This is a genomic window from Funiculus sociatus GB2-C1 (assembly GCF_039962115.1).
Lineage (GTDB): Bacteria > Cyanobacteriota > Cyanobacteriia > Cyanobacteriales > FACHB-T130 > Funiculus > Funiculus sociatus.
The window spans coordinates 19445-44523 of sequence record NZ_JAMPKJ010000004.1; the positions used below are offsets into that span (position 1 = coordinate 19445).

The following is a 25079-nucleotide window of genomic DNA, read 5'->3' on the forward strand; positions in this document are numbered from 1 at the left end:
TATGATAAATAAACTTTCCCTAATAGCGCTATTGGCTCTCAGCTTAGCTGCTTGTACCTCTACACCGCAGTCTAACCAATCCGCGATCGCAAATTCTCCAACTGCTGAGTTACCAGATGTGCAGTGTCAAGGAGAAGTACCGCAACCTGTCAAAGCATCTCTTGGGGAATTTCGTCTTGCACAAGAAGCTGATTTTATTCCCGCAATACGCCAGTTTCAAGCTAGTGGAAATTCAAAACAAAAATTTACTTGCAGCATTTTCTCGGCTGATTTTAATCAAGATGGTTTAAAAGACTACGCCATGTTGTTAGTGAGTGAAGAACTCGGTGATTTCCGGTTTCAAATGTCGCTGAATCAAGGTGATGGGAAATTTCAGCGAGATTTCGTCAAAGATTACAAGCGCATCACCAAACCAGAAGCAGGTGTAATTTATACCTCAATGGATTTCAAACCAGCAGGGGAAAAAGGTTTAGCAGCCCGTGATTATAGCCCTTTGAAACCAGGTTCTCCAGAACAAAAAACCTATATAGAGAAACCAGCGATTGAACTGTGGAAAGGAAGCCAAACAGATGCACCACCCAAACAGTTAGATATAAGTTCTCTAGGTTACTGTTCTGAGGCACTTTACTTCGTAGATGGCAAAAAAACTTTTGTAGTCTGCGACTAAAAAGATATAAAAAAAATATCAATCTGCGTAGGTTTAACCCTTGGAACCTCACACAACAGAAAAGTTGGGTGAGGTTGCTCAAACCAACCTACAAATTATAATATTTATCTCCACCTACGTATCATAGAGTTAGTAGTCCAGGGGAGATCCGTCATGTTAGAGTACAAATCACCAAAATATTTTCCTTCCTCCGAAGAACTACTCGACTCTGACGAGACACCCGTGGATAATGAACTGCAAGATTTAATTCCCGGTTTGCTGAAAGCCATATTAGCTATGGCTTGGCCAGATCGCATGGATTGGTTCTTTGGCGTTGACATGGGGATTTACTACGATCCCGATCAGCCTGCAATTGTACCAGATGGATTTCTCAGCTTAGGAGTTGAGCGAATTTTTGATGAAGGATTGCGCTTAAGTTATGCAATTTGGGAAGAAGAGCGCGTCCCGATTATGATACTAGAAGTTGTCTCTCAGACTTATCGCGGCGAATATACCAAGAAAAAGCAAGAATACGCAGATTTGGGTGTTTTATACTACGTAATTTACAATCCTCAACGTCGCCGCAAGCCGCACCTAGAAGTTCATCGTTTAGTTGATGGCGAATACGTTTTGCAACCGGGTAATCCTGTTTGGCTACCTGAAGTTGGTTTAAGTATTGGTGCAGAACGCGGAACTTATCTAGGAATAACGCGGGAGTGGTTGTACTGGTACGATGAGCTTGGGCAAAGATTCCTAACACCAGAAGAACGCGCCCAAGTTGCAGAACAACGCGCCCAACGTCTTGCAGAACAACTTCGTGCTATGGGCGTAGATCCCGATTCTGTAGTTTAAATTAAGCTATGGGAGATTCTGGTAATTTGAACTAAGCTGCAATTTGCGCGATCGCGCCAGCCTATAGTAAACATATAGCGATCGCACGAGCTATGCAAGCGGCATCTTCACCTTTTTTACCCTTATTGCAATATTGGTTTTTCGTCTGCGTTTAGCCGATATAATCACTTCACCTTAATATTCTAGTTACTTGAGATGAGGATGTTTTCCTAACCTGTTGCTGTGCCATAGGAAAGCCTGATTGTTAGCAATAAATATATAATGCGATTAAAATCATCACAACTAAGTTGGCATAAAATCAGGGTTATTACAGTTAAAATAAAGTTAAAAATAACTTGGTTTTTCGTTTGATTTATCTGCACTGCTTAAGTAAGCGTAAATAAACTGAATATCTAGAAAGAAACCAAGTTTCCTTAAAAACCGGGTTGGTGTAAAAAACCCTCATGGTTACAGCTAATTTTATGGGATGTTGCATGTAACATCCCGGAAAAATTGGAAAAGGGATGAACTATGCCTGTAGTGCGAGTTAACATAACTTTATGCTAAACCGTATCAAAGAGATAACCGAAAAACTAGCGCCTCGCCTCATCGAAATCCGGCGACACATTCACTCGCACCCGGAACTAAGCGGACAGGAATACCAAACTGCTGCCTACGTTGCTGGCGTATTGTCATCCTGCGGGCTGCACGTGCAAGAATCAATCGGTAGAACTGGCGTAATTGGCGAATTAAAAGGACAAAATATCGATGATCGCCTGCTGGCAGTTCGCACTGATATGGATGCCTTGCCAATTGTAGAACGCACTGGTTTAGATTATGCCTCGCGCCTGCCGGGAATTATGCACGCCTGCGGTCACGATGTCCATACTACAGTAGGCTTAGGTACGGCGATGGTGTTATCCCAACTGGGAGAAGTTTTTCCTGGGAATCTGCGTTTCTTGTTTCAGCCAGCCGAGGAAATTGCCCAAGGTGCGGCGTGGATGGTTGCAGATGGCGCGATGGATAAGGTGAGCGCTATTATGAGCCTACACGTCTTTCCATCTATTCCAGCCGGCTCGATCGGGATTCGCTACGGTGCTTTGACGGCAGCAGCCGATGACCTGGAAATTATTATTACCGGAGAGTCGGGACACGGGGCGCGTCCCCATGAGGCAATTGATGCAATTTGGATTGCGGCGCAGGTAATCACAACTTTGCAACAAGCAATTAGTCGCACGCAAAACCCGTTGCGCCCGGTGGTGCTGACGGTCGGTAAAATTGAGGGCGGACGTGCGCCGAATGTGATTGCAGATTATGTGCGATTAGTGGGAACAGTGCGATCGCTTCATCCAGAAACTCACGCCAATTTACCTCAATGGATAGAGGAAATTGTCGCCAATATCTGCAAAACCTACGGTGCTGGCTATCAAGTTAATTATCATCGGGGAGTACCTTCGGTGCAAAACGACTCAACCCTGACGCAGTTGGTGGAGTCGGCGGCGAAAGAAGCTTGGGGATGCGATCGCGTCCAAATTTTACTCGAACCCTCCCTCGGCGCTGAAGACTTTTCTATGTATCTGCAACACGTTCCTGGTACCATGTTCCGTCTCGGAGTTGGATACGCAGACAAGAAAAACTACCCACTGCACCATCCCCAGTTTGAGGTAAATGAATCTGCAATCGTGACTGGTGTTGTCACCCTAGCTTATGCTATCTGCCAATACTGGCAAAACTAGAAAATATATCTTTTCTCAGTTGGATGGAATATATCGCGGTTCTAAGATCCGGTCTACGTTGATAGGGACATCGCATTGCCATGTCCCTACAGATGTATCGCACTCAACCCTTGAATTGCTATACTCTTGAGTGCATAGCACAGGTGATACGGGGCTGGGCGTTCTCATAAGTAGAAAAAATATTTTCATTTGTTATTGCTACCAAAACATCTTAATTTTCTAACTCCAGAAGGATTAGCATCTGGGAATATTTAACTATTGTGTAATTAACTTAAAAATAAAAACTATCATGGCATCACCCACACCACTTAAAGGTTTAGAGCTAGTTGATTGTGCTAGAGCAAATGCAAAGCAGGGAGCTGAAACTGCTGCCGAACTATGTGGATATGGCGGCAATCTACGCACCTTTAAGCAAGAACTAAAACAAGCTTGTGAGGATATGGGTGTCACTTTTAATGAGTTAAGCGACTTAATTACCGATCAAGATGCGTTAATCAATATGGAAGGAGAAATAGTTGCTCCTGATACTCCAACACAACTTTAAAAAGCAAAAAGTAAAAAGGCAAAAATAATTGTTCACGTTTTGCCTTTTTTCATTTGTATGTAGGACAGGATTTTCTAACCTGTCGCAGGCGAGATCCGAACGAAAAAATATTTCATAACTCCTGCAAGGACTGCTATATGATCCTTGGTGCGCGATCGCTTTCCCCCTCCGACTTAAAATAAACTTTTTGGTAGGCTACATTCTGACTCGTATACTTAAAATCGCAAAATTAGCCGTGCCAAATTAAAGTAAATTAGTACGCCTAAGACATCAACAGCAGTAGTGATAAACGGCGCTGACATCAAAGCCGGGTCTAAACCAACGCGACGAAAGACGAACGGCAGACCGGAACCAGCAACAGACGCTAAAATAGAGATAGCTACTAAGCTGATCCCCACAGCGATCGCCACTGCCAAATTCCCTTGCAGCAGCCAGTAAGCCCATACCGTTGCTAAAGACCCTAACATCACTCCCAGCATTGCGCCTGCGATCGCTTCTCGCCCAATCACCTGTAGCGGCCCCATAGAGCGAATCTCGTCTGTATTCATTCCCCTAATCACCACAGTTGAAGACTGCGCCCCCACATTGCCTCCAGTACCAGTCAGCAACGGAATAAACGCCGCCAGCGCCACCACTTTTTGCAGAAGGTCTTCTTCTGACTTGATAATTGTACCCGTGACAGTATTCGTCACCAGTAACACAAACAGCCAGACAACGCGCTTGCGAGCCACTGTCAATAAATCCGTCTGGAAATAATTGTCGCCCCCCGACTGTACACCACCCAGCTTGTAGATATCCTCCGTCGTTTCCTGCTCCAAAATATCAATTACGTCATCAACAGTGACAATACCCACCAAACGCTGTTCCTTGTCTACCACAGGCACCGCCAGAAAGTCATAGCGCCCAATCAACCGCGCCACTTCTTCCTGGTCAGTATCTGTATGAACGAAAATCACATCGCGGGTCATAATTTCCCCAACCGTTTGAGTTGGCTGGGTAGTCACCAAATCGCGCAATGATAAAATTCCCGTCAGCCGTCGCGCCGCATCCGTGACATAAAGGTAATAAATCGTTTCAGTGACATTCGCTAAATTGCGAATCCTATCCAGCGTTTGCGCGACGGTAAAACTTTCTTTCAAAGAAATATATTCTGGTGTCATCAACCGCCCAGCAGTTCCAGCCGTATACCCCAAAAGCTGGGCTGTGGCTTGGCGTTCGGTGGGGCTAAGTTGTTCCAACAGACGACGCACAACTGTAGCTGGCAATTCGTCAAATAGCCGCGCCCGGTCATCCGGCGACATCCTATCGACAATATCGAGAACATCCTGCCGCTTTAATTCATCGATTAGCGTCTGCTGGATGCTGGAGTCGAGATATTCATAAACTTCGATAGCCTCATCTTTGGAAAGTAGCCGGAAAGCTATAGCTTGCATCGCTTCCGGCAACCCTTCAATGGCTTCAGCAATGTCCGCAGGCTGCACCGGGACGAGTATTGCTTTTGCGGCTTGAAGGTCGCCAGCTTCAAGTAGCGCTTGAAGCTGCATTCGGACGAGCTGTCGGAGTTCACTACGTGAGATCGTCTGGAGGGGAATATTGCTGTCAGTCAAGATAGACCCTCTTTCTACAGTCCTAAGTTGGTTGCTGCATTTAGTCTATGACGTTAGGCAACAAGAGGTTATGTGAGTTTCTGTGTCTCCCATAGCAATATGGGAATAAAGCAGACGTTGCATGACCAAGGAAAATTTTACCAGTAAGCCTGCTGAGCGATCGCACAAAAATTTTTGAGCGGTCAGCAAGTAGCTGCTTTATTTGCCCCACCGGGACAGAATGGTGCCTAGCTGAATGCTGATTATGCCCAGGATAGCACTACCTGCCCAGTAAAAAGCAGCAACTGAAAGATTGCCAAGGGCGAAGTTGTTACTGTGGGCATTCCGTAACAGTAAGAAAGTGTCTAACTCATAAGTTGAGAAGGTAGTGTACGAACCTAAAAATCCCACTGCTACCAATAAGCGGACTTCTGGCGGAATGCTGGGTATCTCTATAGCCAGAGTGAAGAAGAAACCCATCGCCAAACAGCCCGTGAGGTTGATAAACATAGTGGCATAGGGAAAACCTCCTCCCATAGTCCCAGCCAACCAAAGACTCAAGTAATAACGGCTCAATGCACCCGCGATCGCTCCCAAACTAACTGCCATTGGATTGCGAACAGTTGGCTGTTGCAGTACCTCTAGCACCCAGTTAGGTGCTACAGTCAACTGTTGCATTTGATTAATTAAATTTTTCAAACCCATCTATAAAATTGCCTATTTTTAAGAGAACTTAGAAGTGTTTTAATGGTTCATTTTGGTGCTATCACCCCGAAATTAACCGATATAATACCTGTTCCCAAGGCTGATTCCCTCGTTTTCCATAACAATTCCTGTAACCTCATATCTCTGGTGCGACTCGAACAATTTCTTCTAGAACTAAGCCACTAGCGGTAATAAATTGATAATAAAATTAAACGAGCGGCAGAGTAGCTAATGATGACTACTAAAACTACTTTCAACAGCACTGCACCTAACCGACGGGCAATTTGACCGACAAAAAAGCCCATCCAGAAAATCCAAATTGCACTTTATAACACTACGCAACTCCTAAACCAATTTGTTGTAGATATTGGTTGGCTAGGAGTCAGGAGTCGCTAATTAGCTACATAGCCATACTTTCCCACAGCAAACCAGGGAAGTATGGGTCATCAGCTTTCTAGTCAAAAAACTCAATGACCAGAAGGCGGTTTTGGCGAACCCCATCGCCTTAGAAAAAAAATTGTTAAGTCTAAAGATAGCATCCTTTCCGGTCAGCTTGGTTAACCCGTACCTTCGTTGTCGCCTTTTCCTAACAAAGCCTCTGCGATTACACCGATAGACTGAAGCCAAACATACTACAACAATGTTATTGCTTAGATAGAGATTGATCTGAGCAAGTGCCTTCAAAGGAGGCAAGCGGATGAATCAAATCCAGACCGTTGCCTTATTGACTCTCTTAAGCACCCTCTTAATTACGGTCAGCTACTGGCTAATTGGTGGCTGGACGTGCATTGATGGGGGTTGGTTTAGTTGGTGTGACCACTCTGGGAGGTTGGTATGACTCAAACCAGATTCCCTTAGCAGCTTATAATGCCCAACCAATTACTGCTAGTCAAGCGCCTAGTCTGTACAGAATGGTAAGCGCCGTTTAAACCCCTCTTAATTGTCAATGCCTTTTCTGGCGAGTTCTTGGGTAATTTGTTTTCCACCCACCCTTCGACAGATGCAAGAATTCAAGCGTTGCTTAAGCTGGAGCAAGAAATGCCCTTTGTTAGGTGTTTGATGCTAAAGGGAGGATAAAGAATGAAGCACGATATTCGTTCTTATTCTCAACCAAAAGTTAAAAGTATCAAAGGAGAAATATCCATGAATACCGAAACACCAAATACTACAGAAACCGCCATCGTATCAATTAGTCAAGAAACGGAAGACCTCGTAAATGAGAATATGCCTCATGAATCCGATGAGGTCAAGAATGAAACAAAGGCACTAATTGATGCGATTAAAAAACGGGCGCAGGTAGAAACCAAAAATGCTACTGAGTTCACCCGCGATACTTATCTAACTGCGGTGCGTCAAGCACGGGAGAAAATTGAACACGATAAGCTGTTTGATCCAGACAGAATTGCTTACTCGTTTAAACTCATCCAGATGGATACAGAAAAGAACTGGGAATCTATTGTTAAGGAAGTGTCAACGTTGGGCGATCGCTTAGCCGAAGCCGCCAAAGCAGCTTGGGATGTGCTGACTGCTCCTCGCACACCTTCTGACAAATTATAAAAAATCTAGGCGCATTACGTGCGCCCAGATTTTATGCTGAAAAACCAGTTTTCTCTCTAGAAAACTGGTTTTTGATGTGCGGATTTTTCTTACCCGCCAATATGCTTTTGAGCTAAAATTTATAACTTACGTGCGATCGCATCTACGGAGTATGTGAAAATTGAGGTGAATAATTTGGCGTACCTTTAAAGCCCGATGGTCGTTATCACTTTTGCTTTTCGCTACCAGCCAATTCGCAATTATAAAAACAAATTGCTTCAGCCTACTCTCCTCTTTGTGTTGGGATTAGCGGTAACTCAAATTTCTGGCTGTGAATCTATTTTAGGTTATCGTATCGGTCAGAACGAGTCTGGAGCAACTATAGAACGGATAATTAATTCACCAATAGCCATATCGCTAAAATTTGATGCAGCCAATGAATTTTCACAAGGGCTGGGAGCGGTAAAAATAAACGGCAAATGGGGATATATTGATAAAAGTGGCAACTTCGTAATCCAACCGCAATATGACCTGGCTGAGTCATTTTCGCAAGGGCTTGCAGCAGCAAGAATGGGCAGAAAATGGGGATACATTGACAAAGGTGGCAACTTCGTAATCCAGCCGCAATTTGATGAAGCTAAGTTGTTTTCCCAAGGACTGGCAGCAGTAAAGACAGGCGGTAAGTATGGCTATATCGACAAGACGGGGAAGGTCGTAATTCCACCGCAATTTGATGAAGCTAAGTCATTTTCCCAAGGACTGGCGGCGGTAGAAATAGGCAGCAAGTACGGCTATATCAACAAGAGTGGCAAGTTCGTAATCCCACTGAAATTTGATTCGGCTGAATCTTTTTCCGAAAAACTAGCACTTTTTAAAATTGGCGAAAAGTGGGGCTATATTGATCAGCAAGGGAAGGTCGTAATTCCAGCAGAATTTGATGAAGCTAAACCTTTTTCCGAAGGGTTAGCGGCGATATCAATTGACAAAAAATGGGGCTATATCGATAAGACGGGAGACTTCGTGATTGCGCCCCAATTTCATTGGGCTGGTAGCATTTACACAGGACTAGCGGGGATAGCGATCGCAGATCAGATTGGCTATATCGACAAGGCGGGAAACATCGTGATTGCACCGCAATTTAATAACACTTATGACTTTTCTGAAGGGCTGGTATCTGTAAAAAGGGGCAGCAAGTGGGGCTATGTTGATAAAACTGGAAAGTTTGTCATCCAGCCGCAATTTGATAGCGCTTTGCCTTTTTCTGAAGGGTTAGCGAAAGTAAAAATTGGCAACAAGTATGGCTATATTGCCAATCCCCTCAAGTAATACCCAGTAGATGCAGGAGAAAGTTCGCTGTTGCTTAGCGATCGCAACCTAAGTTAATCCTCTCGAACTGAACTATCCCCTGAAAACCTACAAAACCCCTTTGGAACTGGGAATCGTACCAGCACGACGGGGATCGATTTCCATAGCCATACGAAGACTACGCGCAAACGCCTTAAAGGTCGCTTCGATAATGTGGTGCGAATTAATCCCATCCAACTGTCGGATGTGCAGCGTCATCTGACTATGATTCACCACCGCTACAAAAAATTCTCGCACCAGTTGAGTGTCATAAGTCCCGACTCGCTGGGTGGGAATTTGTAAGCCATAGCTGAGGTGAGGACGACCAGAAAAGTCTAACACCACCTGCACCAAAGCTTCATCTAAGGGGGCGAGGAAATTACCAAAGCGAACAATTCCCTTGCGATCGCTTAGTGCTTTCCCGAACGCCATCCCCAACGTAATCCCCACATCTTCGTTGGTGTGGTGGTCATCAATTTCTAAATCCCCTTTCGCGGCTACATCCAAATCAATCAGCCCGTGAGAGGCAATTTGATGTAGCATATGATCCAAAAAGGGAATGCCCGTATTGGCGTTGCAAGTCCCATTCCCGTCTAAGTTTACTGTCACCAAGACATCAGTTTCGCCGGTCTTACGTGCAACCGTAGCCGTGCGAGGTGATAAAAATTGTTCAAGGTGCGGAGTGGTGGAAACGCGATCGCTTGTCTGCATAGCAGATGCTCACTAACAAGAAACAAGTAAGTTTATTATTCTATGCTATCGAGCTAGGGAATGGGGTAAGTTAGATTCTTTCCCCAGTCCCCAATCCCTACATCACATTCCCATAATCTCGTACCCAGCATCTACATACAGCACCTGACCCGTAATCCCACTTGCCAAGTCGCTGCACAAGAAACTAGCAGCATTTCCCACTTCTGTCTGAGTCACAGTTCGCCGCAGTGGTGCTACTTCCTCAACATGATGGATCATATCCAGAATGCCACCCACCGCCGATGATGCTAAAGTGCGGATCGGCCCAGCTGAGATTGCATTCACGCGAATATTAGCAGGCCCCATCTCCGAGGCTAGATAACGCACGCTCATTTCCAAGCCAGACTTAGCAATGCCCATGACATTGTAATTGGGGATCACCTTAACGCCGCCCAAATAAGTTAGGGTGACAATACTGCCGCCTTCTGTCATCAGCGGTTTCGCCGCCCCAGCCAGTTGAACTAACGAGTAGGTGCTAATTTCCAAAGCTTGAGTGAAGCCAGCGCGGGTGGTGTTGCTAAAATCACCTGATAAATCGTCCTTGTTGGCAAAAGCAAGACAATGGATTAAAATATCTAGCCTGCCCCACTTATCGCGGATGGCATCAAATGTAGAACGAATTTGGTCATCATTCTGAACATCGCAAGGTAAAAACAAGCTGGGGTTGAGAGGTTCTACCAATTCGGCGACTTTCTTCTCAAAGCGTCCTCGGTCGTCTGGTAGATAAGTGACTCCCAAATTTGCACCAGCTTTGTGTAACTGCTGGGCAATACCCCAAGCGATTGAGCGGTTGTTGGCAATGCCAGTAACTAGGGCATTTTTTCCTGATAAATCTAGCATGATGTCAATTTTGAAGGCAATATTAGAGAATATCCGATTTAGGGCGGTAATTAAGATAGCTTGCGTCGGGATCGAAGCTTACCCAACATGACTCAAACTGCATCCCAGCTTATCAAACAGGTATTGTCAAGATATAGACATTTTCCTTAACAGTCTGATTTGCGCCGTGGGGTTGAGGCAATTGGAAAAACTTGGAGGATAAAACAACTTTAAAATTATGTATCAAGCAGCACAAAAAACTGCCTAAGAGTCAGTTTATCAGTGTCTAAAGTCAGAAATTTCTCACAGTCGGTTGTAATTCCCAGAAGAGTTTCTAGGGCAGCAATAAGGATAAAGGAAGTGGTAGTGACGCAAGATAGACCGTTAGCAGCTGTGTTCCGTCAAATCGGAGGTGGGGCGTTTCCGCCAGTGGTGGAAACCTTTGATCGGGGCAAAACTATCTTTTTCCCCGGAGACCCGGCTGAACGGGTATATTTTTTGCTCAAAGGAGCTGTGAAGCTGTCTCGCGTGTACGAAGCTGGGGAAGAAATTACAGTAGCGCTGCTGCGAGAAAACAGCGTCTTTGGCGTACTGTCGTTGATTACCGGGAATCGGTCAGACAGATTTTATCACGCAGTAGCATTTACGCCTGTGGAGTTGCTTTCAGCACCAATTGAACAGGTGGAGCAAGCGCTCAAGGATAATCCAGAATTGTCGATGTTGATGCTGCGAGGGCTTTCATCGCGGATCTTGCAAACAGAGATGATGATTGAGACTTTGGCGCACCGGGATATGGGATCGCGATTGGTGAGTTTTTTGTTGATTCTCTGTCGCGATTTTGGCGTTCCAGGCCCCAATGGAATTACAGTTGATCTGAAACTTTCTCACCAAGCGATCGCAGAAGCAATTGGTTCCACAAGAGTGACAGTCACCCGGTTACTGGGAGATTTACGCTCCGAGAAAATGATTTCTATCAATAAGAAAAAAATTACCGTTCATAACCCGGTAGCTTTGAGCCAGCAGTTCACCTAAAACATCTTTTGCACTGTCAGCTTTTGTTAATCAATAGTTGAAGTACCAGCGTCTATCATAAAAAAGCCTTTATGCTTAAGCTTGAGAGGTGATAGCTAAAGCTGGAAAATGACCACCAGTGCGCTGGTCTTAATTTTATCGATTTTGGTATTGGGTGGTGCGATCGCCACCTTGGGCGATCGCATTGGCACTCGCGTGGGAAAAGCGCGGCTGAGTCTTTTCAATCTGCGTCCCAAGAAAACTGCGGTCTTAGTTACAATTCTTACAGGTTTGATGATTTCCGCCTCAACCCTGACGATCCTATTTGCCACCAGCAAGCCGTTACGCACAGGCGTGTTTCAAGTTGATGAAATTCAGCGAAAACTCAGAACCGCTCGTCGGGAACTTGAGCAAACTGTAGCCCAGAAACAACAAACTGAAAGTGAACTCTCCAAAGTTGCAGCCCAGAAACAACAAACTGAAAACGAACTCTCACTAGCCCGCACCGAGCAGCAAGCCGCCCAGAAGCGTCTGGATGCCATTAATAAGTCTCTGGCGGCATCACTAGCCAGACAAGCCCAGACAGAGGCACAACTGAGCAAGACAGAGCGCGAACTTAAAAGCGTTGCGGCTAGCTTTGAGAAAACCCAGCAACAGCTGGAAAATGTTTCTGGGCAAGCGGTAAATCTACGTTCTGAAATTCAACAACTCCAAGGGGAACGTCAGGAACTAATCAAGGAGCGCGATCGCGTAAAGGCTCAAATTACCCAACTCAAGGGCCAAGTTACTCAACGCGATCGCGAAATCGCCAAGCTTGACCAAGCGATCACAGAACGCGACCGAGAAATTGGTAGTCGCGACCAAGCCTTGGCGGAACTTGATCAAAAAATTTCCAACCTGAGAAACAGCATTGCCCAACGCGATAAAGAAATCGCCAAGCGAGACACAGCCCTCGCCCAACTTGATGAGGAAATTTCCGCACGAGACCAAGTAATTACCCAGCGCGAAACTCGCCTCAAGGAAATAGAGAAACAACAAGCTGCCCTAGAGCAGGAAGTAGCAGACCTGGAACAGTATTACCAATCCTATCAAGCGTTGCGTCAAGGTAACGTCGCTCTCCAACGCGGTCAAGTTCTGGCTTTTGGTGTCTTCCGCATTGTCGATCCCGCCGCCGCGCGTCAGGTTATAGATCAGCTTTTACGAGAAGCAAATCGCACAGCAATGAAAGCTACGCGACCTGGTAACAACAATAACAACAAGATGGTGAATGAGCGCGTAGTGCAAATTACCCAAGCGCAGGTAGACCAATTGCTTAACCAAATTAAAGATGGTCGTCCCTACCTGGTGCGAATTTTCTCAGCTGGCAACTACGTCCAAGGGGAAAAGGACGTACAAGTCTTTGCAGACGCGACAGTGAATAAAATCGTGTTTAGTGATGGTGATATCATCGCAGCAACATCTGCCGACCCTTCAACTATGAATGACCAACAAATCCGGCAACGGATCGATTTGCTCCTGGGAGCATCTCAGTTCCGGGCCAATCGAGCTGGAATTTTGAACGATACAATTCAGGTAGGCGACGGTCGAATTACCAGCCTGATTCGCTTTATTGAAAAGCTGAAAAAGTTCAAGCAGCCTATCGATATCAAGGCGGTAGTGGCAGAAGATACATACCTCGTAGGGCCGCTGAAACTGAATTTAGTAGTCGTGCGGAATGGAGAGGTAGTTTTTAGTATGTAATCCCCAATTCCCAATCCCCAATCCCCAATTCCCAATTAAAATGATTTTAGGTTTCGATCCGGGGCGCGATAAGTGTGGTGTAGCCGTGATGGGACTTGACCTGACACTGCATTATCATCAGGTGGTGCCAGCACCAGAAGCGATCGCAATCATTAAAAACTTGTGCGAACAATTCGCGATCGCTACTCTGGTAATGGGCGATCAAACTACAGCCAAAACCTGGAAAAAGAAACTTCAGACAGAATTACCCGCATCGTTGCCGATAGTCATGGTAGATGAGCGCTACAGCACTCTAGAAGCACGCGATCGCTACTGGGAAATGTATCCCCCAAAAGGTCTTTCTAGCCTCATCCCCAAAGGATTGCGCGAACCACCCCGACCAATTGATGATATTGTCGCCATCCTCCTCATCGAAAGATACCTAAAGACACAAACAACTAACAACTAAGCACTACGGCTGGGAATGGGGAATTGGTAATCATCAACGGACAACGGACAACTGACTAAAGTTCTGCCCTGATAGTAAAGGCATAGTCTCCCCCAGGCTCCAACTGATAATCCTTCTGCTCTAAAAACCGCCCCAAGGGTTCCAGAATCAAGGCGCGTCCCAAAGAAGGTGAGACCGACAACTCCCCTTGTCGGAAACACCAATGGAACTGCCACTCATACTCCGCCGCTGTAACTTCCCCTTTCAGAAAGCCCTGTTGCCAGGACAATTGGGTAATTCGGACGTAGGCAGTGGTTTGAGGTAAACGTTTAGAACTCACAATCGCTCAGCTGATTCAAATGCCAAAATTTCAGCAACAATACTAAACTTATGGCTACGCACGTGTAGATAACATCATTCTCACAGCTGACTTGCATTTGCCAAAACTCAAAAGCAAATACGCCCCTAGACATGGAAAGTGCCAGACTCGACGGGCAGTGACTAGGATGAAAGAAGAGTAACTCCAGGCAAGACAGTAGGTGCAATTTTGACTCGTTCAACATCTGACGCAACCCCAAATTCCAACCAGTCACCTTCACCACAATTGAACTACAGCGCTTTGGATCAAGAATTAGACAGCGCCATTTTCAGCTTTGATGATATCCAGGCAGAACTGAACTACAAAAAGGCGCAAAACGCCCTGCGAGACTTGGTAGGCAATTTGGATCTTACTCCCCAAGAACGGGCAGGACTGGAGTCCGAAATTGAGGACTTGGCAACGATGCTGGACAAGTTAGATCGGTCACTCGTCCAAATTGCCGCCTTTGGCATGGTGGGAAGGGGCAAATCTTCCGTACTCAATGCTTTATTGGGTAAGAACGTGTTTGAAACCGGGCCGCTTCATGGTGTCACCCGCACCCATCAAGATGCTAGCTGGCAACTGGAAAATGAGCCTGAAGCACAAAGTAATGCCGAAGTTTTGCGAGTTACGCTGCCAAGTCTGGGCAATTCCCAGATTCAGCTGATTGACACTCCGGGGATTGACGAAGTAGACGGAGAAACCCGCGAAACCTTAGCGCGACAAGTTGCCCGACAGGCAGATTTGCTGCTATTTATCATTTCCGGCGACATGACTAAGGTGGAATTTGAGGCGCTGTCGCAACTGCGGGAAGTTGGTAAACCGATGTTGCTGGTTTTTAACAAAATTGACCAGTATCCGGATGCCGACCGGATAGCAATTTACCACAAAATTCGGGATGAGCGGGTGCGAGAATTGCTATCACCGGATGAAATTGTCATGGTGGCGGCGTCGCCTCTGGTGGCGCAAGCTGTGCGCCGTCCTGACGGAACTAGAACCGTGCAGCGACAGCCGGGAACGCCACAAGTTATGGATTTGAAGCTGAAAATCCTCGAAATTTTGCACCGGGAAGGTAAATCGCTGGTAGCTCTTAATACTATGTTGTATGCCGATGATGTGAATGAGCAGCTGGTGCAGCGTAAGATGCAAATTCGAGATGATTGTGCCAATCAGATTATCTGGAAATCGGTGATGGCGAAGGCAATAGCGATCGCTCTCAACCCACTAACGGTAGTTGACCTCCTCTCTGGTGCAATCATTGATGTGGCAATGATTCTCACTCTATCCAAACTCTACGGTATTCCCATGACTCAAACTGGTGCTGTGGGATTGCTGCAAAAAATTGCCCTGACTATGGGCGGGATTAGTGCCAGCGAATTGCTGGCCAACCTCGGACTCAGTTCACTCAAAAGTTTGTTGGGTATCTCTGCACCTATGACCGGAGGCGCATCTTTAGCTCCCTATCTCTCAGTGGCGTTAACTCAAGCTGGTGTCGCTGGTGTCTCTTGTTATGGCATCGGACAAGTTACTAAAACTTACCTCCTCAATGGTGCTTCCTGGGGGCCAGATGGCCCGAAAGCCGTTGTGACTCGCATTCTCACTTCCCTGGATGAAACTTCAATTTTGAATCGGATTAAGCATGAGTTGAGCGCCAAGTTATTTAGTTGAACGCGATCGCTTGTCTTTCTTTTATTATTTAAAGCTCATCTAATTCAACTTTTAATCCATCGATCAAAGCAACTGATCGATAGCTCCGCTTCGCTCAAATATACTTATAATTAAACGCTTTGACAGTGTAATGTTGATTTTGGTTGGCGGTAGGGCATGGCAATGCCATGCCCTACCAAATATCGCAATTTTCGAGATTTTCTAAGGGTTGTATGACACCCTGCTCTTCGTTCACAAAGAGGGAGTTAGGGGGTTAGGTTAGAAAGCGATCGCTTCCTCCTCAACCAAGTATGCAGCCACTACGCGACGGCAAATTCAACTGTAGTTTGGATTCTCCCTCAACGCTCCAAGACACCTCAGCTGTGCCATACAATAACTTACTAGGTTTGGATTTTAATGCCGCCTCAACCCTTACGTGTTCTGCGGGTGCAGTACCAACGTTAACAGCAACAATTATCTCCTCATCTCCCAAAGTCCGAACAAAGACATAAACTGTCCCTTCTGCAAACAGAACTTTGTAATCACCTGTACGCAAGGCAGGGTATTGGTGACGCAGGGCGATTAATTGCTTGTGATAATCTAAAACATCACGCTCCCAGTGGGCTTCCATTGGGAACCCTCGGCGCGAGTCCGGATCGAGTTTTCCTGGTAATCCCACTTCATCGCCATAGTAGATGCTGGGCGCACCGGGATAAGTCAATAGCAGCAATGTTGCTAGTTGAACACTCTCCTTGTCGCCGCCAGCAATGGAAAGCAGCCGTGCAGTATCGTGACTAGCTAGCAAATTCAACTGAGTCAGTTGAATATCCCAGGGGTAAAAATCCAACAATTGCTGGATTTTTTCGGCATACTCTTGTGCAAAGAGGGGCGGGTAGGGATGGTAGGAACGATCTTTCACTTGTTCAATGTCTACGCGATCGCCTGCGGCAAAAGCAATAGTCGGCGCAGCAAAGAGATAGTTCATCACCCCGTCAAACTGAGTCCCATCCAGCCACTCGCGAGAATCTCCCCAGACTTCCCCCACGATATAAGCTTCTGGGTTGAGGGCTTTCACGCGATCGCGAAATTCCTGCCAAAATCCTTGAGCCTTAATCTCAAACGGCACATCCAAGCGCCAGCCATCAATGCCGAATTTAATCCAATATTCGGCAATCTCCATAATATATTCCCGCACTTCAGGATTTTCATGGTTGAATACTGGCAGCGCCCGATTTCCATCCCAACCCTCATAATTCGCCGGAAAATTGCCGTCATACGCCGATAAAGGCCAGCCTTCAATCTTGAACCAATCCACCCAAGGCGAATGGGGGCCATTTTCCAGAACATCGTGGAAAAAGAAAAATCCGCGACTAGAGTGATTAAACACCCCATCCAGCACAACTTTAATATTGCGTTCGTGGGCAGCTTCCAGCAACTCCCGAAAAGCGCCATTCCCCCCCAACATCGGATCGACCTGATAATAGTCGTGAGTGTGATAGCGGTGATTACTAGCCGATTGAAAAATGGGGGTAAAATAAACTGCATTAATCCCCAAATCCTGCAAGTAATCCAGCTGTTCCATCACGCCCCACAAATCCCCGCCCTTATACCCTTGAAGCGTCGGCACCTCGTGCCAATCTTCCCACCGGGTATCCTTCAAAAGCCGCTTGTGAGGATGCTTAGTTTTAGCAAAGCGATCCGGAAAAATCTGATAAAAAACCGCGTGCTTAACCCAATCCGGCGTCTGTATCTGCATAAATAACTCCCTCTCCACAACCAACAGGGTACAGATGCAGGCAGCTTTCTGGTTCTATCCTCTGGGTGAAAGTAACAAATTATTTAGCATATTTTTCTGCTTTAAGTTTTTGTGCTTTAGGACACTACATTTTTCTCCGACTATAAACCTGGTTTTGATTTATCGGGAAACTTGCACTTCACCTCAATTTCTAAATTGCTCTCAGCCTTACCTTCAGTAATGTAAGGAATGCCAGCTGAACCGCCCATCTTAATGCCAAATTTCAGCGTTACCTCCTCAATTTCAGCAGCACCAAAATCTTTAAACGCACTCAGGGCATACATAGCATAGCCGCGAATCATCTGACGCGCTTGCTGCATCTTCACCACAGCATCTTCCCGAAAGCCCATCGATTGATTGGGATCGTAGTCATCCGACGCGGCTGAAGGGGACATCATCGGACTTGACTTCGACTCGACGTAGATTTCATAGTTTTGACCATCCTCTTCTATAAGCAGACGTTGCACTTCTGACATGAGGTACCTCTTCGTGTGTTTTCGTGTGTTTTTTGTAAAGTTAGAGCCATTTCTGCTCTTGTTAAGCTATCCTAGTGTCTCAATTAACATCGTTCTTAAGGGTGCCTGTCAACTAATTCCATATTTTGAAACCAGGTTGCTAAATGGCTCGATACGCCCTTGTTATTGGAATTTCCGAATATCAAAGCTCAAACTTATTACGCCTTCCCAAGACAGTAACCGATGCTGAGGCTGTAGTACAGATACTCAAGCAATACGGCGACTTCCAGATGGTTAAACGATTGCCTGAGCGTTGGAATCAACAGAATAATGACTATGAAATCGGGACAAAGGCGGTAACTGGCAACGAATTGGGGCAAGCTTTAAGAACGTTTCTACTGGAGCAGGCATATAGAAGCGATGCGCTCATCTACTTCAGCGGACACGGGATTACAGTATCAGACAATTTGGGGCGAACCAAAGGGTATTTAGCAACTTCGGATTGCGTGTTGGAGACGGATGGGAAGCGTATTGTCGGGCAACAACATGGAATTGCCTTAGATAGTCTCAACGAGCTGATTCGGGCTGCCGAACTGAGTAGTTTAGTTTTGCTTCTAGATTGCTGTCATGGGGGTTATTTTCTGGAACGCCAGCTAGTAGAACAAACGCTTACTGCTTTTAGCTCCCAAAAAGATTATTACGTCATTACCGCCTGTAGAACCTTCGAGCAAGCGTGGGCGATGCACGATGAAAAGCATGATGTCTTTACCGGAGCAGTTCTCGACGGGTTGGCGTTAGAGAATGCGGGAAAAGATGGAAGTGTCAGTGGCGATCGCTTATTCGATCACATCAGCAGACAACTCAAAGGTAAAAGGCAGGAACCGATCCGCATGGGTTGGGGTAAGTCAATTACGGTAGTGAATTATCCGCTAAATGAAAACACTCCATCCGCTACTTTTACTTTCAACCGAGAAAATCCATATCAGGGACTGCAAGCTTTTGAGCTAGGGAAAGAAAAATATTTTTTCGGGCGCGAACTAGCTATCCGCGCACTGGTAGACAGACTCAATAATGCTAGATTTCTCTCGGTTATTGGTCGATCGGGTTGTGGCAAGTCTTCTCTAGTGAAAGCGGGATTGTTGCCGAAACTCCAAAGCGATTACCTCCCCGGTAGCAGCCAGTGGGAAATCGAGATTTTTACTCCTGGCACTCATCCTCTAGGAAAACTGACAGGAATCCTAGCGCGGCGACATCAGGAAAATAAGCCGTTTGTCCTCTTTATAGACCAATTTGAAGAGGTATTTACCCTCTGCAATGACGAAGCAGAGCGACAAACTTTCATGCGGTTGATGGCGGATGAAGCAACGGCTTCCGACCGGATCACCAGGGTGATTGTCGCAATTCGGGGAGATTTCCTCGACCGATGCGCTGCCTATCCAGAAGCAGCAAATTTAATCAATCGCACTCAACCGACAACTTATATCGTTGAACCTCTATCTCGCCAAGAAATAGAAGAGACAATTGAAAAACCCGCAGAGCTTCATGGTGTCGGGTTTGAGCCTGGGTTAGTATCGCAAATTGCAGAAGATGTGGAAAATCAACCAGGAGCATTACCCCTGTTGCAATACGCGCTTTCTGAGTTGTGGCGAAAATTTTGCGAACAGGATTCCCCCTCTGGACAACCGCTTTTGGCTTGGAAAGACTATGAGGAGATTGGCGGAGTCAAAGGCGCGTTGGATAACCGAGCGACTATTCTATACCGGAGTTTTATTCGAGAGAATCAAGCTTTTGTGCGCCGCCTATTCATGACATTGGTTAAGTTAGGTGACGGCAACGAAGTAACGCGCCGCCGTGCCACTTGGGAAGAATTGAGCGGGTTCGCAGATTCCCCTGAACAACTGCAACAAGTAGTCAGACTGCTAGCAGATCAACAGCAACGCCTAATTATCACCGATGAAAATACTATAGAAGTTGCTCATGAAGCCCTTTTATCCGAGTGGAAATTACTTCGCAGTTGGATTGAAGACAACCGCGAGAATATCCGCCTCAAGCAAAGTCTAGAGGAAGACTGCCGCGAATGGCACGAATGGTTTAAAAAATCTGATGATGCGCTACTAGCAGGTGCGCGTCTGGCAGCAATTGAAGAGTGGGTGAACAATACTCGGACTAAACTCCCTTACCTAGAAGCAGAGTTTTTTCATAAGAGTGTGGAGAAGCGTGATCGCGAACTCCAAGAAAAAATAGAAGCAGCAAAACGTGAAGCCGAAGCTTTAGCCTTAGCTGAAGCAGAAAAAGCTAAGGCAGCTGAAGCTTTAGCTCTAGCTGATATAGAAAAATCTCTTATAGCAAAGGATAAAGCCGAGGCGGAAGCTAGAGAAGAAGCAGCAAAAGCTAGAGAGGCTGAAGCCAGAACTAAGGTTCAAAAGCAAAGAAATTGGTGGCTGTCTGTAGCAACAATTGGACTGGCAGTAGTTGCCGCCTTATCTATTGGACTTCAACAACAAGCAAAACAACGAGAAAAAGCTGTTTTAGAAGCTTTGATTTCAAGGCCTCAAGAGTTATTTGCTGCCAATAAACAGCTTGAAGCTTGGATAGAAAGTGTGAAAGTGCTGAATCAGTTGAAAACGAACGGAGGGGAGCACTCGTATGCACTCAATCTTTTACAACCCATAATCTCTAGCATCCGTGAGCGTAATCGCTTAGAAGGGCATGTTGATGAGGTGAACGATGTTAGCTTTAGTCCAGACGGTAGCCTGATTGCTTCTGTCAGCCAAGATGGATATTTAAAGCTCTGGAGCAAAGAAGGTAAGTCTTTAAATACAAAATCTTTCAATCATAAAAAAGCTGTTTGGGGGGTTGATTTTAGTCCTACTAATTATATAATTGCTTCTAGTGATGGAGATGGCATTATTAGTATTAGGGACATAGCTAATAGTAGCTTAAAGAAAGAATTAAAACCACCGGAAGATATAAATTCTTCTAAAAAGCTTGCTTTAAGAGTGAAGTTTAGCCCTAATGGTCAGCTGGTTGCCTCTGCGAATTTTGATAATACTGTAAGAGTTTGGCAAGTATCAAATAATTCACTAATAAAAACTTTCCATCATAATGCTGAAGTTAACAGTGTGAGTTTTAATTCTGATGGTCAGCAAATCGCTTCTGCCAGTGCAGATGGCACTATAAAAATTTGGAGTTTAGCATCTAATAATGATAAGCCTTTAAGAACATTCAAAGGGCATACAGACGAAGTTTTCAGTGTAAAGTTCAGCCCTGATGATAAAAATATTGTTTCTGGGAGTAGAGACAGAACCATAAGGATTTGGAGTTTATCGTCCAACCAACAACCAAGAGTATTGACAGACCATAATGATATGGTTTATAGCGTTAGTTTTAGTCCTAATGGTCAAATTATTGCTTCTGGTAGCAAAGACGGAACTGTAAGGCTCTGGAGCAAAGAAGGTAATTTATTAAAAACCTTTTGGCACGGTTCTTCTGTTTTTAGTGTAAGTTTTAGCCCTGTTGATCAGATAATTGCTTCTGCTGGTGCTGATAGAAGTGTGAGACTTTGGAGTATGGATTTAAATCCTCCTAGCCATATAAATAATTTAGTTGACTATAGCTGTAAATTATTATCTAATTATCTGAGAAATAACTCTAGATTAAATGAAGAAGAGCGAAATATTTGTAGTAAAAACTAACAAAGCTAGAGAGGAAATTGTTGTGTTTTTAGTTAAAAGGAATTATTATTGTATTGTATTGTAGGGTTGATTAATATATCATAGTTAATGATAAGTGTGAGAAACGAGGGCGTAAGAAATGGATAGCTTAGAGTTGAGTTTGAGAATTTTAAAAGAAATTTTGTCGAGCAATAATCTTGAAGATGAAGATATTGGTGTTAAAACCCGAAAAGTCTTGGCTTCTTTTGAGGAAATTTATAAAAAGGTTTCCGAGTTAACAAATCAATTACCTGAAAAAAATGAGGTGGATAGTAAAGATTGTGAATCAAGTTTCATTCGAGCGCTTAAGAATGCTTCAAGCGGGGAGACCTATGAAAATTTTCGAGAGATTATGAGTCGCGAAGTCCTAGAGAAACCAGAGATTCTTAATTTTACACATCTTAAAGAGGAAACAGTAAAGGAAGAAATTAAAAATGCTTTGATGGCAGAAACGATTGAAAGATTTTCCAACTCATTAAGGGCTATTTCTTCTAGTTTTTTTACATGTTCAAGCCTTAATCCATGTGCATTCTGTACTTTCAGGGATGCTGTAATAGACGTGACTTCTTACGAAAGTTTAAAACAAGCATTGAGTAGAGACGTTTTCGCATGAAGGATTTTTGCGAAAACGGATTTACCCATTATTTTCGTAGCTTGCTCGCTCCTCTCCTGCCTTTACTTGCTAACCAAGCTGTGCAGCAGTCAGTAAGGACTGGGCAGTATTTTTGTTAGTAATTGGATTAAGACAGGAAATTGCTTAGATATAGTGATCGCACTCTCTAACCCAATTAAGAGCGCGATTGTACTCTCTACCCAATCAAGAGCGCGATCGCATTCTCTACCCAATCAAGAGCGCGATCGCACTCTCTACCCAATCAAGAGCGCGATCGCACTCTTGACCCCATCTGATATCTACAAGCAAGAGAGCGATATTCTTGTTAGTAACTGAATTTAACGAAAAATTATTAGATATTGCCCTCACAAACAATCATTTAAGAATGATTCTCAATTGAGCTGAGAAAAAGCAAAACCCAACAAAGTCTTTTGGGTGTTAGGTTTTTGTACTCTAACCCTAGTTTAGAGTTGGGTTTTTGTACTGCTTCGCCTAATCTACACCCACTCCGGGGATCGCTTTGCATACAGCAAGGCTTCTCTTACAGAAGGTAGATATATTATTGCCAAAAGGGATACGCCTTTTGTGGTAGTAACAGCCGATACTGACAGTAGGATAAGTATTCGGTTATTATCAGCAGTGCAGGCAGGAAAAACAGAGGTAGTAAGGCGCGATCGCATCCAACTTGCCAAACCTCAACCGATTTGCTACTTAATTTCTATATACCTAAAATAACAAAACTTTTCCTTCTTTATAAAGATTTAATATTTGGGCTTTTCAGCTTCTTGTTTCTACACAAAATGGGTATTTCTTTCAGCAGTTCGCTCGGACGGTAGAGGGACTTTTAGACCTTTTGCCCCTACACTAGAACGGTCAGATACAATTGTTGTTCCTTATGTTGTCCTGTCAGCACCCCCTTCTGCGTGTCCTGGTTGTTGATGACCATGAACTTACTCGTTTTAGCCTCAAGCTAGCATTCCAAAGTCAGGCGAACATTGAGCTAGTTGGACTCGCAAGCAACGGTCAAGAAGCCGTGGAAATGGTCGAGCGTTACCATCCTGATGTGATTATTCTCGACTTACAGATGCCCGTGTTAGACGGTCTATCCGCATCGACACAGATAAAACACATCGATCCGCACGCACAGATCATTGCTTATTCATCAGTGGAAGACCCGCAGATTGAAGTAATGAGCCAAACTGCCAGAATAGATGCTTTCTGCAAAAAAGATACCGCTACCCAAGAACTGATTGCTTTAGTCAAGCAGCTAGGGCAGCGGGCAGTTAGTCACTAGGGGGTGCGAAGGTAGGCGACCTTGCAGCTAGAATTAGCCCCGCAAGGCGTCAAATTTTAATTGGCCTATCCTGCTTCAGGAAAGGTACGGTTAAATTCGTCAATTAAATCGTCAATTTCTTCCAGCGCCTGATTAACATCTATTCTGAGAGTACCCAGGTTTGGTTCTTCCAAAAGCCGTACCAGAGACTCACGCTTGAGTTCAATCAGGCTAATCCATTGTTTTAAAGTTTCTGAGTCCATTATCTGCATTACAATTCAACATTAACTTAACATTACCCAATAATCCTAGCGAAGGAAGGGAGGTCGCTTTGGATCGGCAGGTTTATTTTTAATCACCTCAGCAATAAACCGCTTGAGCGCCTTTTCCCTATTTTTCATAAAAGCAGACCAAAATCCAGGCTGAAACTCATCCATCGTTTTGGCTAAAGCCCAGACATCTACCGCCAGTATGTTATAAAGCGTTTCGTCCTCCTGCTTAAGGGTTTTAAGCTGATCGAGGATGGCTCTACTTTTTTTTGTAGCTTGCTCATTATCTTCTTGAATCATAAAACCTCGCGGGAAGGGTAGATACCTATGAGTAGGAGACAGGCTTAAGCTGGTTCATAGGTCTGTTAAGCATGGGAGGAAACACGACACTTGGTTAATGGTGGCCTTAACGGTGCAGCTAACATTTTAGTTAAAAGTAAGCACAGGCTGGATTTCCAGGGGGTGTGTCAAGTTTTGTCCTAACCTGTTAGGCGTTAGGATTTCCTAGCTCTTAAGAATCCCCACAGGGTAAATCCAGGGGAGCGTCAATCTATGCTCTCAACTATGAATTGACGGCAGCAGACAACAACCTGATTTGATAATACGGGTTTTCTTTGAAACCGCCATTATTTGATAAAAGTCTTACGCACACAAGCGAGATATTACGCCTGGACAAGGATAATAAAGCTGAAGAGATTGTGAATCGGGTATCCTAATAAAAATGTTACGTCAAACTTCTTTGGGAACGTTAGGTTTAGGTGTGGGTTTTGTTTTGACAATTGTGGGATTTTATGCCTACTCCACGGGCAACGCCACATTGAATCTAGCGGGATTCTTCTATGGTATTCCGGTGCTGCTGGGAGGTCTTGCGCTCAAAGCCGCAGAACTTAAGCCTGTACCATTCAGTAAACCCACCTCGAAAGAGGTAATGGCACTACGCCAGCAGCAAGCAACTGTTACTCAAAACCAGATTCGCAAAGATGTCACTCGCTATCGCTACGGTCAAGATGCTCATTTGGATAGCTCTTTGAGTAGCTTGGGGTTGAGTCCGACAGACGAGGAAAGACCAGTGCTGAAGGGATTAGAGGAAAAGGAGGTTGATGGCGCTTATACTTTAGTGCTGGAATTTGAGTCGCCGCTGATTCCTTTTGAGGTTTGGCAACAGAAGCGGGAGAAGATAAAGGGCTTTTTTGGCCCTGGTATCCAGGTTGAGTTGAGTCAACCTGCCGAGAACTGCGTTGATGTGGCGCTTATTGCTACGCCGCAGGTGTAAGGGAAAGT

27 protein-coding genes and 1 riboswitch are annotated in these 25079 nt (G+C 45.0%); of the genes, 17 read left to right on the top strand and 10 right to left on the bottom strand.

Going from position 1 to position 25079, the window contains the following annotated elements:
• The first annotated feature begins 1 nt into the window (after nt 1).
• The 4 genes from NDI42_RS03210 to NDI42_RS03225 all read left to right on the top strand — a co-directional run bounded on the left by NDI42_RS03210 (nt 2) and on the right by NDI42_RS03225 (nt 3757).
• Nucleotides 2-667: a hypothetical protein gene (locus NDI42_RS03210; RefSeq protein ID WP_190451296.1), complete on the top strand. Its 666-nt coding sequence runs from the start codon at nt 2-4 to the stop codon at nt 665-667.
• A 153-nt stretch (nt 668-820) separates the two neighbouring features.
• Complete coding sequence (locus tag NDI42_RS03215; protein ID WP_190451298.1) at nt 821-1498, top strand: Uma2 family endonuclease; 678 nt, start codon at nt 821-823, stop codon at nt 1496-1498.
• 539 nt (nt 1499-2037) lie between these two features.
• The gene (locus NDI42_RS03220) at nt 2038-3213 is read left to right on the top strand and encodes a M20 family metallopeptidase (RefSeq protein ID WP_190451300.1); all 1176 of its coding nucleotides are present in this window, start codon (nt 2038-2040) and stop codon (nt 3211-3213) included.
• 289 nt (nt 3214-3502) lie between these two features.
• Entirely contained in the window at nt 3503-3757 is a 255-nt protein-coding gene (locus NDI42_RS03225) for a hypothetical protein (RefSeq protein ID WP_190451302.1), read from the top strand.
• 215 nt (nt 3758-3972) lie between these two features.
• Here NDI42_RS03225 and mgtE read toward each other — a convergent pair whose 3' ends face one another.
• From mgtE to NDI42_RS03240, 3 genes are all read right to left on the bottom strand, one after another.
• A complete protein-coding gene (mgtE, locus tag NDI42_RS03230) occupies nt 3973-5364 on the bottom strand; it encodes a magnesium transporter (RefSeq protein ID WP_190451304.1) in 1392 nt (463 codons plus the stop codon).
• 198 nt (nt 5365-5562) lie between these two features.
• Entirely contained in the window at nt 5563-6021 is a 459-nt protein-coding gene (gene crcB, locus NDI42_RS03235) for a fluoride efflux transporter CrcB (protein ID WP_190451456.1), read from the bottom strand.
• A gap of 209 nt (nt 6022-6230) precedes the next feature.
• Nucleotides 6231-6353 carry a hypothetical protein gene (locus NDI42_RS03240; RefSeq protein ID WP_277876792.1) on the bottom strand — a complete coding sequence of 41 codons (123 nt, stop codon included), beginning with the start codon at nt 6351-6353 and terminating at the stop codon, nt 6231-6233.
• 125 nt (nt 6354-6478) lie between these two features.
• Nucleotides 6479-6562: riboswitch (Fluoride riboswitch) on the bottom strand.
• 183 nt (nt 6563-6745) lie between these two features.
• Here NDI42_RS03240 and NDI42_RS28875 point away from each other — a divergent pair.
• From NDI42_RS28875 to NDI42_RS03255, 3 genes are all read left to right on the top strand, one after another.
• A complete protein-coding gene (locus tag NDI42_RS28875) occupies nt 6746-6886 on the top strand; it encodes a hypothetical protein (protein WP_199310950.1) in 141 nt (46 codons plus the stop codon).
• A gap of 305 nt (nt 6887-7191) precedes the next feature.
• The gene (locus NDI42_RS03250; RefSeq protein WP_190444122.1) at nt 7192-7605 is read left to right on the top strand and encodes a hypothetical protein; all 414 of its coding nucleotides are present in this window, start codon (nt 7192-7194) and stop codon (nt 7603-7605) included.
• Nucleotides 7606-7800: 195 nt separating this feature from the next.
• Complete coding sequence (locus tag NDI42_RS03255) at nt 7801-8910, top strand: WG repeat-containing protein (RefSeq protein WP_190451306.1); 1110 nt, start codon at nt 7801-7803, stop codon at nt 8908-8910.
• A gap of 87 nt (nt 8911-8997) precedes the next feature.
• Here NDI42_RS03255 and hisB read toward each other — a convergent pair whose 3' ends face one another.
• Entirely contained in the window at nt 8998-9639 is a 642-nt protein-coding gene (hisB, locus tag NDI42_RS03260) for an imidazoleglycerol-phosphate dehydratase HisB (RefSeq protein ID WP_190451309.1), read from the bottom strand.
• 102 nt (nt 9640-9741) lie between these two features.
• Complete coding sequence (gene fabI, locus NDI42_RS03265) at nt 9742-10518, bottom strand: enoyl-ACP reductase FabI (protein ID WP_190418578.1); 777 nt, start codon at nt 10516-10518, stop codon at nt 9742-9744.
• A gap of 339 nt (nt 10519-10857) precedes the next feature.
• Between fabI and ntcA the strand changes: the two genes are divergently transcribed.
• The 3 genes from ntcA (at nt 10858) to NDI42_RS03280 (ending at nt 13696) form a co-directional block, all read left to right on the top strand.
• Nucleotides 10858-11529, top strand: coding sequence for a global nitrogen regulator NtcA (gene ntcA, locus NDI42_RS03270; RefSeq protein WP_190418575.1), 672 nt, complete (start codon nt 10858-10860; stop codon nt 11527-11529).
• 108 nt (nt 11530-11637) lie between these two features.
• Entirely contained in the window at nt 11638-13248 is a 1611-nt protein-coding gene (locus NDI42_RS03275; RefSeq protein WP_190451310.1) for a DUF3084 family protein, read from the top strand.
• 40 nt (nt 13249-13288) lie between these two features.
• Nucleotides 13289-13696 (top strand): pre-16S rRNA-processing nuclease YqgF, encoded by a 408-nt coding sequence (locus NDI42_RS03280; RefSeq protein WP_190451312.1) that lies wholly within the window; start codon nt 13289-13291, stop codon nt 13694-13696.
• Nucleotides 13697-13751: 55 nt separating this feature from the next.
• On the opposite strand, the gene NDI42_RS03285 is transcribed toward NDI42_RS03280, so the two are convergent.
• Nucleotides 13752-14015: a DUF3146 family protein gene (locus tag NDI42_RS03285; protein ID WP_190451314.1), complete on the bottom strand. Its 264-nt coding sequence runs from the start codon at nt 14013-14015 to the stop codon at nt 13752-13754.
• Between the two features lie 264 nt (nt 14016-14279).
• Between NDI42_RS03285 and NDI42_RS03290 the strand changes: the two genes are divergently transcribed.
• Nucleotides 14280-15701 (top strand): DUF697 domain-containing protein, encoded by a 1422-nt coding sequence (locus NDI42_RS03290; protein WP_190451458.1) that lies wholly within the window; start codon nt 14280-14282, stop codon nt 15699-15701.
• A gap of 280 nt (nt 15702-15981) precedes the next feature.
• On the opposite strand, the gene NDI42_RS03295 is transcribed toward NDI42_RS03290, so the two are convergent.
• Nucleotides 15982-17436: a glycoside hydrolase family 13 protein gene (locus NDI42_RS03295; RefSeq protein ID WP_190451316.1), complete on the bottom strand. Its 1455-nt coding sequence runs from the start codon at nt 17434-17436 to the stop codon at nt 15982-15984.
• Between the two features lie 140 nt (nt 17437-17576).
• On the bottom strand, nt 17577-17951 hold the full coding sequence (locus NDI42_RS03300) for a CU044_2847 family protein (RefSeq protein ID WP_190451318.1): 375 nt from the start codon (nt 17949-17951) through the stop codon (nt 17577-17579).
• Between the two features lie 143 nt (nt 17952-18094).
• Here NDI42_RS03300 and NDI42_RS03305 point away from each other — a divergent pair, with 143 nt between their 5' ends.
• The 5 genes from NDI42_RS03305 to NDI42_RS03325 all read left to right on the top strand — a co-directional run bounded on the left by NDI42_RS03305 (nt 18095) and on the right by NDI42_RS03325 (nt 23550).
• Nucleotides 18095-21625, top strand: a complete 3531-nt coding sequence (locus NDI42_RS03305; RefSeq protein ID WP_190451319.1) for an nSTAND1 domain-containing NTPase — start codon at nt 18095-18097, stop codon at nt 21623-21625.
• A gap of 118 nt (nt 21626-21743) precedes the next feature.
• On the top strand, nt 21744-22256 hold the full coding sequence (locus NDI42_RS03310) for a hypothetical protein (RefSeq protein ID WP_190451321.1): 513 nt from the start codon (nt 21744-21746) through the stop codon (nt 22254-22256).
• A gap of 153 nt (nt 22257-22409) precedes the next feature.
• Complete coding sequence (locus NDI42_RS03315; RefSeq protein WP_190451324.1) at nt 22410-22592, top strand: hypothetical protein; 183 nt, start codon at nt 22410-22412, stop codon at nt 22590-22592.
• 249 nt (nt 22593-22841) lie between these two features.
• Complete coding sequence (locus NDI42_RS03320; protein ID WP_348231363.1) at nt 22842-22991, top strand: hypothetical protein; 150 nt, start codon at nt 22842-22844, stop codon at nt 22989-22991.
• A gap of 160 nt (nt 22992-23151) precedes the next feature.
• A complete protein-coding gene (locus NDI42_RS03325; RefSeq protein WP_190451326.1) occupies nt 23152-23550 on the top strand; it encodes a response regulator in 399 nt (132 codons plus the stop codon).
• A 65-nt stretch (nt 23551-23615) separates the two neighbouring features.
• Here the strand turns inward: NDI42_RS03325 and NDI42_RS03330 are convergent, their stop codons facing one another.
• Together NDI42_RS03330 and NDI42_RS03335 are read right to left on the bottom strand one after the other, a co-directional pair.
• Nucleotides 23616-23792, bottom strand: coding sequence for a hypothetical protein (locus NDI42_RS03330; RefSeq protein WP_190418552.1), 177 nt, complete (start codon nt 23790-23792; stop codon nt 23616-23618).
• A gap of 45 nt (nt 23793-23837) precedes the next feature.
• Complete coding sequence (locus NDI42_RS03335) at nt 23838-24098, bottom strand: hypothetical protein (RefSeq protein ID WP_190418550.1); 261 nt, start codon at nt 24096-24098, stop codon at nt 23838-23840.
• Between the two features lie 421 nt (nt 24099-24519).
• On the opposite strand from NDI42_RS03335, the gene NDI42_RS03340 reads away from it, so the two are divergent.
• The gene (locus NDI42_RS03340; RefSeq protein WP_190451328.1) at nt 24520-25071 is read left to right on the top strand and encodes a DUF2854 domain-containing protein; all 552 of its coding nucleotides are present in this window, start codon (nt 24520-24522) and stop codon (nt 25069-25071) included.
• Nucleotides 25072-25079: the final 8 nt, after the last annotated feature.